12 protein-coding genes are annotated in these 11,977 nt (G+C 38.8%); 3 read left to right on the top strand and 9 right to left on the bottom strand.

Annotated features, from left to right (window positions below):
- Positions 1 to 17 precede the first annotated feature (17 nt).
- The 5 genes from OS139_RS05340 to OS139_RS05320 form a co-directional block, all read right to left on the bottom strand.
- On the bottom strand, positions 18 to 410 hold the full coding sequence (locus OS139_RS05340) for a MerR family transcriptional regulator (RefSeq protein WP_002299672.1): 393 nt from the start codon (positions 408 to 410) through the stop codon (positions 18 to 20).
- A gap of 229 nt (positions 411 to 639) precedes the next feature.
- The gene (gene hflX, locus OS139_RS05335) at positions 640 to 1,869 is read right to left on the bottom strand and encodes a GTPase HflX (RefSeq protein WP_002332116.1); all 1,230 of its coding nucleotides are present in this window, start codon (positions 1,867 to 1,869) and stop codon (positions 640 to 642) included.
- A 1-nt stretch (position 1,870) separates the two neighbouring features.
- Positions 1,871 to 2,788 (bottom strand): tRNA (adenosine(37)-N6)-dimethylallyltransferase MiaA, encoded by a 918-nt coding sequence (miaA, locus tag OS139_RS05330; protein ID WP_002332117.1) that lies wholly within the window; start codon positions 2,786 to 2,788, stop codon positions 1,871 to 1,873.
- Positions 2,789 to 2,791: 3 nt separating this feature from the next.
- Positions 2,792 to 3,529: a glycerophosphodiester phosphodiesterase gene (locus tag OS139_RS05325; protein ID WP_002289404.1), complete on the bottom strand. Its 738-nt coding sequence runs from the start codon at positions 3,527 to 3,529 to the stop codon at positions 2,792 to 2,794.
- A gap of 90 nt (positions 3,530 to 3,619) precedes the next feature.
- On the bottom strand, positions 3,620 to 4,147 hold the full coding sequence (locus OS139_RS05320; protein ID WP_002289403.1) for a hypothetical protein: 528 nt from the start codon (positions 4,145 to 4,147) through the stop codon (positions 3,620 to 3,622).
- Positions 4,148 to 4,326: 179 nt separating this feature from the next.
- Between OS139_RS05320 and clpP the strand changes: the two genes are divergently transcribed.
- Complete coding sequence (clpP, locus tag OS139_RS05315) at positions 4,327 to 4,920, top strand: ATP-dependent Clp endopeptidase proteolytic subunit ClpP (RefSeq protein WP_002289402.1); 594 nt, start codon at positions 4,327 to 4,329, stop codon at positions 4,918 to 4,920.
- Between the two features lie 103 nt (positions 4,921 to 5,023).
- Here clpP and OS139_RS05310 read toward each other — a convergent pair whose 3' ends face one another.
- The 4 genes from OS139_RS05310 to efrA form a co-directional block, all read right to left on the bottom strand.
- Positions 5,024 to 5,509, bottom strand: coding sequence for a gamma carbonic anhydrase family protein (locus OS139_RS05310; protein ID WP_002332118.1), 486 nt, complete (start codon positions 5,507 to 5,509; stop codon positions 5,024 to 5,026).
- A gap of 151 nt (positions 5,510 to 5,660) precedes the next feature.
- Positions 5,661 to 5,858 carry a hypothetical protein gene (locus tag OS139_RS05305; protein WP_002296291.1) on the bottom strand — a complete coding sequence of 66 codons (198 nt, stop codon included), beginning with the start codon at positions 5,856 to 5,858 and terminating at the stop codon, positions 5,661 to 5,663.
- 94 nt (positions 5,859 to 5,952) lie between these two features.
- A complete protein-coding gene (gene efrB, locus OS139_RS05300; RefSeq protein WP_002332119.1) occupies positions 5,953 to 7,713 on the bottom strand; it encodes a multidrug efflux ABC transporter subunit EfrB in 1,761 nt (586 codons plus the stop codon).
- Positions 7,710 to 9,440 carry a multidrug efflux ABC transporter subunit EfrA gene (gene efrA / locus OS139_RS05295; protein WP_002299664.1) on the bottom strand — a complete coding sequence of 577 codons (1,731 nt, stop codon included), beginning with the start codon at positions 9,438 to 9,440 and terminating at the stop codon, positions 7,710 to 7,712. Before efrA ends, efrB begins: the two co-directional genes overlap by 4 nt.
- A gap of 392 nt (positions 9,441 to 9,832) precedes the next feature.
- Here efrA and OS139_RS05290 point away from each other — a divergent pair, with 392 nt between their 5' ends.
- The gene (locus OS139_RS05290; RefSeq protein WP_002287947.1) at positions 9,833 to 10,045 is read left to right on the top strand and encodes a DNA-directed RNA polymerase subunit epsilon; all 213 of its coding nucleotides are present in this window, start codon (positions 9,833 to 9,835) and stop codon (positions 10,043 to 10,045) included.
- A gap of 1 nt (position 10,046) precedes the next feature.
- Positions 10,047 to 11,726, top strand: a complete 1,680-nt coding sequence (gene rnjA / locus OS139_RS05285; protein ID WP_002287948.1) for a ribonuclease J1 — start codon at positions 10,047 to 10,049, stop codon at positions 11,724 to 11,726.
- The last annotated feature ends 251 nt before the right edge of the window (positions 11,727 to 11,977 follow it).

Below are 11,977 nucleotides of genomic sequence, written 5' to 3'. Positions count from 1 at the left end.
TTCCTTTTTTAATTTATTCAGTCAAAGAATTGTCTTTGCAATCCTTGAGACTGATAATGACCTGTTTTGCTTAACCCACCTTGCGCCAAAATCTCATCACGAAAAATTTGTCGAACGTCATGATCCGTCAACGGCTTCTTGTTTTTTGCTTCTTGTTTTTTCGCCTGTGCCATTTCGTATACACGTTTGATCCCAGCCATATTCAATCCATCTGAAAGATAGTCTTTAATCTCAAGCAGCATATCAATATCATTCAGCGAATACATACGTCGGTTTCCTTCGCTTCGTTCCGGATGAACTAAATCTTGTTCTTCATAATAGCGAATTTGCCGAGCAGACAAATCAGTCAGCTTCATAACTGTACCAATTGGAAATACGGACATAGATCGGCGCAATTCCTTTTCTCCCATCAGACGTCCCCTTTCGTTTTATAAGTTGGCTAAAGTGTACCAATTAAAAAAAATATTGTCAACTGCATATGTTAGGTTTTCTAACATGAGATCTCTATTTTTTTATAAAATAACAAAAAAATAAGAACGAAAAAAAGGTATCTAGTTGATTTTCGTACCAGATACCTTTTATTTTTTATTATACTGTACTATCCTTTATTAGTGTTTTTATTGTTAAAAAAACAAAATTTTATTGGTTTTTTCTTAACCATTTTGAATTGGTTTTTGCAAACCCTTTAACTTCATATTCGTTTGTTTCTTCCATGTACGCTTCGTCCAAAACCATTGTTTGTCTTCTCAACTCGCTTAATTTCTGTCCTTCGTTGCTTGGCACAGAAAGTGTATAAGGGGTCATTAGTTCCATCAGCTGACGTTTGATTGCTTCGATCAACGCCATCTTACCTTCTTTCGTCTGAGTAGAAATCAATACATTTGGGAATAGCGTAGGCGTGAACATCGCTGGGTCGATCTGGTCTGCCTTATTGTAAACAGTCAGTATCGGCATTTCTTTCATATTCAGTTCATCTATCAATTTTAGGACAGTCTGCTCCTGTAAAATACGATCTGGAGAACTAGCATCGACTACATGTAGCAAAAGATCCATATTTTGACTTTCTTCTAATGTAGAATGGAAAGCATCGATCAGTTGCGTAGGCAGGTCTTGGATGAACCCGACGGTATCCGTTACAGTAATCTCAAATCCTTCAGCAAAACGCCATCTCTTAGTCAATGGATCTAACGTTGCAAACAATTGATCTTTCGAATAAGTATCCGCTTGTGTCAATAGATTCAAGATAGTTGACTTCCCGGCATTCGTGTAGCCAATAAGTCCAATCTGAAAAATCTCGCTATTTTTTCTTTTTTGGCGATTGCGCTCTCGATGAGCTTCTACTTCTTTCAATTCTTTCTTAACAGCAAAAATTTTATTCCGTATATGTCGGCGGTCTTTTTCTAACTTTGTTTCACCTGGCCCTCTTGTTCCGATCCCACCGCCAAGACGAGATAATGTTTTCCCTTGCCCTACTAAACGAGGCAGCAGGTATTCTAACTGAGCAAGTTCAACCTGCAGCTTCCCTTCTTTCGAACGAGCACGCATCGCAAAAATATCTAAGATCAGCTGCACGCGATCAATTACCGGAAGACCAACAGCATCGGTAATCAGTTGGCTCTGTCTCGGAGTTAGCTCATGATTAAAGATGATCAAATCCGCTTCATGCGCATCCGCTTGTTGAACTAATTCTTGTAATTTCCCTTTACCGATAATCGTTTGCCGATCCACTTGTGGTCTCTTTTGTGTAATTGTGAATACGACTTCTCCTGATGCGGTATTCGTCAGCTGAACTAGCTCTTCCATTGACTCTGAAAAGTAACGCTGGTTTGCTTCGGTTTCTACCCCTACGATGATCACTTTTTCTTCCATTTTATTCCGCCTCCAGCCATTTTTTGATTGTTTGCTCAATCTGACTTTTTTGATTTGGCTCACTTATAAGATCAAACCACTGTGCATCCAAACGGTTACGAAACCACGTCAACTGACGTTTCGCGTATCTTCTCGAATGTAGTTTGACTTGTTCTGTTGCTTCTTCCAATGTTTCTTTCCCTTCAAAATAAGGGAAAAATTCTTTATATCCAATACCTTGACTGGCCTGGACTTCTCCAAGCTCATACACCTTACGCGCTTCTGCTACTAAACCTTCTGCTAGCATCAAATCGACTCTTTGATTGATTCGTTCATAAAGAATACTACGCTTCGTATCTAATCCAATCATGAGGTAATCATACAATTGCTTTGGCTCTTCTTTAGGTGCCGTGATACTATGTCCTGTCGTCTCTAAAACTTCCAGAGCTCTTATCACTTTGCGTTGATTGTTCCAGTGGATTTTCTCAGCAGCTGTCGGGTCTTTTTCTTTCAACTGATTCCATAATGCTTGGGAACCAATTGTTTCAGCTAACGTTTCGTATTTTTTTCTAATCTCAGGATTCGCTTCTTCTGTCGCTCCTAACTGATAATCATATAGAAGGGATTGGATATACAGACCCGTACCACCAGCTATGATAGGTAGGTGCCCTCGGTTCGCAATTTCAGTAATCAATTGTCGACCTGAATGCTGAAAATCAGCGGCTGAGTAACGTTGAGTAGGTTCAATCACATCAATCAAATGATGCGGAACATCATTCATCTCTTCTTCTTTGATTTTTGCTGTACCGATATCCAGATTTTTATAGATTTGCAGTGAATCACCACTGATGATCTCTCCTCCAAATAGTTGTGCGAGTTCCACACTTAGCGCTGTTTTACCGACTGCTGTCGGACCGACGATCACTAATACTTTTTCCATATTTTACCTACTTTTCGTTGATTGTTTCCACCGAAGAGCTTTCTCCGGAAAATCAGTTATTATTCCATCTATTTTGAGTTCTTGACATTTGGCCATTTCTTCTTCATCGTTAATCGTCCATGCACGAATTGCTTTTGGAAAATCAGCTGCCTGGACTGGATGTTCGAACAACCAAGTATTTTTTGGATGTACTCCTTCTATATAAGGGGTTTCTGCTGCTAGCTGGATCTTTTTATCAGAAGTACTCATCAATAAGTCCAGCTGTATCTCCGGTTCCAGTAACGCGATTTTTTCCAAAGAATCCAAATGAAAGCTGCAATATGCATGTTGAAAAGGCCAATCTCTACTTTTTAATGTTTCGGCTAATTTTTCTTCGATACCGGGATATTCATACTGATCAGTTTTAATTTCAATCATTAGCATCCCTCGGTAATTTTTTTGGAGAAGCAGTCCTAACACTTCTCTCAATTCAGGAACTTTAGCTGCTGGAAATTCTTTGCTGAATTTTCCTCCTGCATTCAATTTTTTGAGTTCTTCCAATGTTTTTTCTCGAATCAGCCCTTTACCGTTAGTCGTCCGGTCCACTTCTTCGTCGTGCATAACGATCAAATAACCATCTTTGCTTAGATGGACATCTAGTTCGATACCATCTGCACCTACTCGTACAGCTTCTGCAAATGCAGGAAGCGTATTTTCTGGGTGGGTGCCACTGCTTCCGCGATGGGCATAGATTTGTAACATCTTTCTTCACTCCGTTCAGTTCTATTGTATCATTAAGAAAAAAAGAAAGCATTACCACGCTCTCATGTGCAACGGCAATGCTTCAAAATATCAGCTCCAAACATCATCTTTCGAGAAGAAACCAATCGGCTGGCGCGTCATAGTCTTCAACTGAGCTTTTTTTTCATTGATCATTTCAGTCAGACTATCCGTAAAATTCTCTAAAATCACGCGTCCGCCTTTATAAGCATATCCACCAATCTTCATTGTTTCATCTGGAGATAAAATCACTTTTCGATGGGAGATATTCTTAAATAGCTCGTCTAAAATATAATTTGGCAGATAAAAACTATTCTGCGCTGAAAATGATTGGAGATACGCAAAATCGTCAATCGTGATATAACAATCATCAAATGCATCAAAGCTGACATATTCTTCCATCAGCGTTGTCCGTTTCTGCAAGATCTCGTTGATCTTTTTATTTAATTGATTCAGCGTCTCGATTTCTTTGACTTTCAATTCCAATTCACGTCTACGCTGTTCTTTATTTTCCAAGTGACGCATTTGCAGTATCATGCCGATATAGACAACTACAGCACCTGTCAGCACTCCGATAAGACCAGTAATACCAACTATCAATCTGTTGTTCCTCCTTGTTTTGTTTCTCTGCTTATCATACCATAAAGCGGGTTTATGCGACTAATTTGCCTAAGTTTTTTATTTGACCTTTTTTGACCAAAAATGTATACTACATTTTAGGTATTAGAAACTAAATTATGGTACACTATTTCTAAACGAAATCAAGGAGGAACTCTATTATGAATTTAATTCCTACAGTCATTGAACAATCTTCACGAGGTGAAAGAGCTTACGATATCTACTCACGTTTATTGAAAGACCGTATCATCATGTTAAGCGGCCAAGTAACAGATGATCTTGCTAATTCGATCATCGCCCAATTGCTTTTCTTAGACGCTCAAGATTCTGAAAAAGATATCTATCTTTATATCAATTCTCCTGGTGGTTCAGTTACAGCAGGTATGGCTATTTACGACACAATGAACTTTGTCAAAGCAGATGTCCAAACAATTGTTATGGGTATGGCTGCTTCAATGGGAAGCTTCTTGCTGACAGCTGGTACAAAAGGTAAACGATTTGCTTTACCAAATGCTGAGATCATGATCCATCAACCTCTTGGCGGCGCTCAAGGGCAAGCAACTGAAATCGAAATTGCGGCACGCCATATTTTGCAAACACGCGAACGCTTAAACAAAATTTTAGCTGAACGCACTGGACAACCGCTTGAAGTGATTGAAAAAGATACAGATCGTGACAACTATATGACAGCTGAACAAGCAAAAGCATATGGATTGATCGATGAAGTCATGGAAAACAGTTCTTCATTAAATTAATCTGTTTCAAAGGAAGCTTTTTTAAGCTCTCTTATCTAAACCAAATAAAAAAGGATGGTCAACTCAAACTGACCATCCTTTTTTATTTTATGGATGCTACTGCCTATCTTTGCTCCTTGAATTTTCCTTGCGCATGCATCCGACCTATCTCGACATAATGCTGGATGTTTTCTTTGTTTTTTTGTATTTCTTCTTTTGTCAAAGGACGGATCACTTTAGCTGGGCGACCAAAAGCCAAGACATTAGGAGGAATAACTTTTCCTTCTGTTACTAATGATCCAGCACCAATCAAACTATTCTCACCAATAACCGCATGATTCAATATCGTGGTCCCCATCCCGATCAGCGCCCCTTTTTCGATTGTACAGCCATGTAGCATGCACTGATGTCCTACCGTCACATTCTCCGCAATATCTACAGGTACATCATGATCGACATGGATGATTGTACCATCTTGGATATTCGTTCTTTGTCCTACTTTTATCCAATTACTGTCCCCGCGTAAAACAGCTTGATACCAGATCGTCACATCTTCTGACAATGTCACGTCACCAATCACTGTGGCATTTGATGCTATAAACCGTTCCATATTTATTTTTCTCCTTTCATTTTTTGTAGAAACTAATCCTATTGAATAAAGATATCATAGCATATATTTATTTCATAAGAAAAAAACAGGTAAAACCTGCTCAGGCCAGATGTCTATTTACAGTATCTGGTAACTGACGTTTTACCTGTTTTTATTGTACATCTATATTTTCTTCTATTACTTTTTTTAAAATTAATTCGTACACTTCTATTTGTGCTGCCAAGCGTTCGATTTGAAACTCATTTTCAAAAAAATCAGCTGAATCAAAAGGCTTCGTCTGACAGACGTGCGTTAAACGATCAACTTCTCTTTTGGCTTCAGTAATTTTTTCATTTAAAAACTGTTCCATCTCCGTGTCCTCACTTTTCTTGATAACTTTACTTTACCATTATCAAGAATAGAGAACAAAAAATAAGTTTTAAACTGTTTTATTCTTATATGACTTATTCTGCTTCCTCAGCAAATTGGCTGTTATACAGTTTTTCATAAAATCCACCTTGTGCCAATAAACTCTCATGCGTTCCTTTTTCAATGATCTGACCTTGATCCATCACTAGAATCAGATCTGCATCACGGATTGTCGATAAACGGTGAGCGATGACGAAACTTGTCCGTCCCTCCATCACGCGATCCATTGCTTTTTGAATCAACGCTTCTAAACGGGTGTCTACTGAACTTGTTGCTTCATCTAAAATCAAGATTTTAGGATCGGAGACCACTGCTCGGGCAATCGTCAGCAACTGTTTTTGTCCTAAAGACACATTGTCTCCCTCAGAATTGATGGCCATATCATATCCATCTGGCATTGTTCGGATAAAATGATCTACGTTTGCTGTTTTCGCAGCATCAACTACTTCATAATCTGTCGCATCAAGCTTTCCGAAGCGGATATTATCTGCAATCGTTCCTTGATAAAGCCATGCATCTTGCAAGACCATACCAAATAGTGAACGCACATCACTGCGACTCATTGATTTGGTGTCGATTCCATCAATCCTTATTGCTCCTTTGTCTACGTCATAAAAACGCATCAATAGATTGATCAATGTCGTCTTGCCGGCACCGGTCGGACCGACCACAGCTACGGTTTGACCAGCTTTCACTTCAAAATTCAAATCTTGGATTAATGGTTTCTTCGGATCATATGCAAAATCGACATGATCGAATGTCACATCTCCTAAAATCGTTTCTGGCAGTGAAGCATCTACTTTGTTTTCTTTTTCTTCTGGCTCATCTAAAATCTCGAATACACGTTTCGTTGCCGCTGATGCACTTTGCAAAACTGAAGATAATTGTGTCACGTTCCCCATTGGCTGACTGATTTGCCAAATATATTGGATGAATGCTTGTAGTTGACCGACAACGATCGCCCCAGTAATAACATAAAAGCTTCCTAGAACAGCCATACCAATATAAGTAGCATAGGCAGTTAATTGAACTAGAGGCATCATCAAGCCAGAAATGAATGCTGCACGAAACCCAAAGTATTTCAAGCTGTGATTAACTTTTTTGAATCCTTCCAATGTTTCTTTTTCGCGTCCATATACTTTCAATACACTAAAACCTGTCATATTTTCTTGGACGTAGCCGTTTAGCTCACCAAGAGAATTCTGCATGCTTTGAAAATATTTCTGCGAAGCATTGATTACTCGTTTTGAGATCCAGATCGATGTTGGAATCATGATCATAGAGATCAACGCCATCATCGGCTGGATATAAAACATCATTGCTGCAGCCAACGTAATTCCCAATATCGCATTTACGATACCAATAAAAGCTTGTTGTAAAGCACCGCTGACTGCATCTACATCATTCGTCACACGAGACAAAATATTTCCTTGCTGGTTTTTATCGAAATATGAAACCGGAAGACGATTGATTTTTTCTTCTATGTCTCTTCTCAAATCATGCATGGCACTTTGAACGACATTTGTCATCAAAACACCAGAAAGTAATTGCGAAATACAATACCCTATTCCAACAACTGTGATCCAAATGAGACATTTGAATATATAAGAAAAATTGATTGATTCGCCATTGGCAATATTACGGCTGATTTCTGTAGTAGGAAGTCCTGTAACATATGGCAAAGCCACGTTGAAAGCCACTGTCAGAACTGTAAATAGGATCACTAAAAGAAAAGTCCTACGATACGGTCTGATATATCGAGCTAAACGTTTTAAGGAAGAAAAGGTTTTTTTCATGCTAATTCCTCCTTTGATAATTGAGAAGCGGCAATATCATAATAAATCGGGCATTTTTCCAACAACTCCCGATGCGTCCCCATACCGACGACTTCTCCTTCATTTAATACGATGATCTTATCTGCATGCATGATCGTTCCCACACGTTGTGCTACGATCAATACAGTAGATTCTGTTGTTTCTTTTTTCAGACGAGCACGTAACTTCGCATCCGTTTGATAATCTAATGCAGAAAAGCTGTCATCAAAAATATAGATTTCCGGACGGCGTATGATGGCTCTGGCTATTGCCAATCGTTGTTTTTGCCCACCTGAAAAATTGGAACCACCTTCTGATAAATGTTCATTAAATCCATCTGGTTTTCGAGAAATGAATTCTGAAGCTTGAGCAATCTCAGCTGCACGTTCCATTTCTTCTTGCGTAGCATCTTCTTTCCCGTATCGCAAATTATCTGCAATCGTTCCAGTAAATAGCAACGCTTTTTGCGGAATAAACCCAATCTTATCTCGCAACTTGCTTAGCCGATAATCTCTCACGTCTACTCCATCGATCAAGATCTTTCCTTCACTCACATCATAAAAGCGAGGAATCAATTGGATCAACGTAGATTTTCCGCTACCGGTACTTCCAATAAAAGCAACGGTTTCTCCTGGAGAGGCTGTAAAACTGACATTTCGAATCACTGGTTCTTGCGAATGGCCTGGATAAGCAAATGTTACATTTTGAAATTCGATATACCCTTTAGTTTTTGTATCAGATATACCCTTTGGATCTTCTACAATCGAAGGTTTGGCATCTAGGGCTTCTTGGATACGTCCAGCTGAAACAGCTGCTCTTGGATACATCATGAACACACTGGCAAATAACATGAATGAGAACAAGGCATGGAATATATACTCGATAAACGCAATCAAATCTCCTACACGAAGCTCGCCTGCATCGATTTGCACTGCCCCGCTCCAGATGATCAATACCATTACGATATTAAATAAGAAATAAAAACCCGGTTGTGCAACAGCCATCAAACGGAATAAGCTTTTTGAACTAGAAGCATAATTCTCATTGACTACAGCAAAACGTTTTTCTTCAAACTTTTCATTGACGAATGCACGAATCACACGCAATCCTGAAAGATTTTCCCGCAAGATACTGTTGATTTTATCTAAGTTTTTTTGTTGCTTTTTAGATAACGGTTCAGACACCTTAGCAATCGCTACGACTGCCAATAATAGTAAAGGTAATGCACCTACTACATACAAACTGAGTGTCACACTTGTACGCATGACCATGTACAAACTGACAATGAACATCATTGGTGCCATAAAACCGATACGTAAAATATTTTGCAGGAACAACATGATCTGATAAGCATCGTTTGTTGTACGAGTGATCAATGAAGATACGCCTAGATTTTCGTATTCCTGATGCGAATAACTTTGGATCTTTTCGAACAAATCATCTCGAATATCTGCTACGATATTAGTCGTAATCCTCGAACCAAAATAACCTAACAAGATATTCAAAATAATACCGATTACAGTAATAACGATCATAAATATCCCTTGTTGCTTCACATAATCAAAATCATCATTGCGGATTCCTACATCGATCATACGTGCTAAAATCGTAGGAAGTCCTAATTCAATCAAAATAAAACCAAATACGCATATGAAATTGAAAAACAAGAATTTCTTATAACGCATGGTATAATGCCACATTAGTTTCACTTTCTCATCTCCTTTTAATCTTTTGTTACATTTTCATTACTAAAAATGATAGCACAACGAGCCTATTAATAGAACACTTCTCTCATAAAAAAGTCATTATGATTATAGCGGGATGATAAACATTGATTTTTTCTTTCAATCTAGTTGATTTCTATACTTATTTGCTGTTTTATGCTAGAATAACAATTAATTGTTGTATATATTTTATACAGAAGGTACGGTTGAAAAAATATCCGAACAGATAAGCAAAAACGAGGCTTGTCTCTTTGACTCGAATCCAGTATTCTAGTCAAAGTATATGAAAAACCAGGTGGCTTGTCCCCTCGTTTTGTGTTGTCTAAAAAAATCAACTAGCTAAATCACTGCTTTACGCAGATAAAGGAGACAAAACAATGATCTATAAAGTTTATTATCAAGAAACAAAAGTACGCAACCCTAAACGGGAAGAAACAAAATCTCTTTACATTGAGGCAAAAAGCGATGTAGACGCTCGCCAACGTGTGGAAGAAAATACCCCATACAATATTGAATTCGTTCAACTTCTAGAAGGAAGTCATCTAGAGTACGAAAAAGAAAATGCTGATTTCTCATTAGTGGAGTTTTAATATGAAACTTTCCATCAAAAATAACGAGACAGGCGTCTTTGCTATTGGTGGATTAGGTGAAATCGGGAAAAATACGTATGGGGTACAATTCCAAGATGAAATCATTTTGATTGATGCCGGGATCAAATTCCCGGAAGACGATTTACTTGGAATTGACTATGTCATTCCCGACTACAGCTACATCATACAAAACTTACACAAAGTAAAAGCCTTGGTGATTACTCACGGGCACGAAGACCACATCGGCGGAATACCCTACTTGCTGAAACAAGCAAATATTCCTATCTATGCTGGTCCTCTCGCATTAGCGTTGATCACAAACAAATTAGATGAGCATGGCTTGCTTCGAGATGCAGAGCTCCATGAGATCAATGAAGATACGATCATCCGTTTTAGAAAGACTTCTGTCAGCTTTTTCAGAACGACCCATAGTATCCCAGATGCATTAGGGATCGTGGTGAAAACACCTTCTGGAAATATCGTAGCGACCGGAGACTTCAAATTCGATTTCACTCCTGTTGGCGAACCAGCAAACTTGCATAAAATGGCTCGTATCGGGGAAGAAGGAGTCTTGTGCCTTTTATCTGATAGTACAAATGCTGAGATTCCAACATTTACTAAATCAGAAAAAACGATTGGGCATTCTATTTTGAAGATCTTTTCAAAAATCGAAGGACGTATCATTTTTGCCAGCTTTGCTTCTAACATCTTCCGTTTGCAGCAAGCAGCAGATGCCGCTGTGGCAACTGGTCGTAAAATCGCTGTTTTCGGACGAAGCATGGAAAATGCCATCGTCAACGGTCAACGTTTAGGATATATCAAAGTTCCAGACGGCACATTTGTAGATGCACACGAAATCAATCGCTTGCCTGCCAATGAAACGATGATCCTATGTACAGGTTCTCAAGGAGAAGCGATGGCCGCGTTGAGCCGCATCGCGAATGGTACTCACCGTCAAATCCAAATCCAGCCAGACGATACAGTGATCTTTTCAAGTTCACCTATTCCTGGTAATACAACAAGTGTCAATCATTTGATCAATTTGCTGTCTGAAGCTGGTGCAGAAGTGATTCACGGAAAAATCAATAACATCCATACTTCCGGTCACGGTGGACAAGAAGAACAAAAATTAATGCTTCGTTTGATGAAGCCAAAATATTTTATTCCTGTCCACGGAGAATTCCGCATGTTGAAAGTACATGCTTCTCTAGCACAAGATGTAGGTGTTCCTGCAGAAAACTGCTTCATCATGGAAAATGGCGATGTTTTAGCGTTAACTAGCGATTCTGCGCGTCCTGCTGGGCATTTTGTGGCTGGAGATGTGTATATCGATGGTAGCGGGATCGGTGATATTGGTAATGTCGTTTTACGTGACCGTCACCTGCTTTCAGAAGAAGGTCTTGTATTAGCTGTCGCGACAGTGGATATCAAGAAAAAAGAAATCTTGGCTGGTCCAGATATTCTCTCTCGTGGATTTGTCTACATGCGAGAATCAGGAGAAATGATCAATGAAGCTCAGCGAATCTTATTCCACGCTTTAAGAGAATGTTTGAATGGACCTGACTGTTCAGAATATAAATTGAAAGAAGCGATGACTGGCGCGCTTCAGCCTTTCTTATTCGAACGTACAGAAAGACATCCAATGATTTTGCCAATGGTAATGACACCAGATGAAGAATAAATAAGAGGTTATGAAATCAGCACCTTGTCCTGAATATGAGAGAAAACAAATGAAAAACATGAGAAGCCATTTTTGTTTGTTCTTATTCCTTGATACAAGGTGGCTCTTTCATAGCCTCTTAAATTTATTTACTTTTTCATACAAAAAAATACCTGCCACAAGAGAAATTGTCTCTTGTGGCAGGTATTTTTGTTACTCGCTTTGTTCTCTCGTAAAAATTGATGTCTACCATCAATTTGATTTACAGATAA

It is taken from the genome of Enterococcus sp. E4-223 (assembly GCF_035727065.1).
Taxonomy (GTDB): domain Bacteria; phylum Bacillota; class Bacilli; order Lactobacillales; family Enterococcaceae; genus Enterococcus_B; species Enterococcus_B faecium.
This window is presented reverse-complemented; position numbering and strand designations above follow the sequence as displayed.

Bases quoted from the DNA above. Each gene is read 5' to 3' on its own strand.
- OS139_RS05340 (WP_002299672.1), bottom strand. From the start codon at position 410: ATGGGAGAAAAGGAATTGCGCCGATCTATGTCCGTATTTCCAATTGGT.
- hflX (WP_002332116.1), bottom strand. From the start codon at position 1,869: ATGGAAGAAAAAGTGATCATCGTAGGGGTAGAAACCGAAGCAAACCAG.
- miaA (WP_002332117.1), bottom strand. From the start codon at position 2,788: ATGGAAAAAGTATTAGTGATCGTCGGTCCGACAGCAGTCGGTAAAACA.
- OS139_RS05325 (WP_002289404.1), bottom strand. From the start codon at position 3,529: ATGTTACAAATCTATGCCCATCGCGGAAGCAGTGGCACCCACCCAGAA.
- clpP (WP_002289402.1), top strand. From the start codon at position 4,327: ATGAATTTAATTCCTACAGTCATTGAACAATCTTCACGAGGTGAAAGA.
- OS139_RS05310 (WP_002332118.1), bottom strand. From the start codon at position 5,509: ATGGAACGGTTTATAGCATCAAATGCCACAGTGATTGGTGACGTGACA.
- OS139_RS05305 (WP_002296291.1), bottom strand. From the start codon at position 5,858: ATGGAACAGTTTTTAAATGAAAAAATTACTGAAGCCAAAAGAGAAGTT.
- efrB (WP_002332119.1), bottom strand. From the start codon at position 7,713: ATGAAAAAAACCTTTTCTTCCTTAAAACGTTTAGCTCGATATATCAGA.
- OS139_RS05290 (WP_002287947.1), top strand. From the start codon at position 9,833: ATGATCTATAAAGTTTATTATCAAGAAACAAAAGTACGCAACCCTAAA.
- rnjA (WP_002287948.1), top strand. From the start codon at position 10,047: ATGAAACTTTCCATCAAAAATAACGAGACAGGCGTCTTTGCTATTGGT.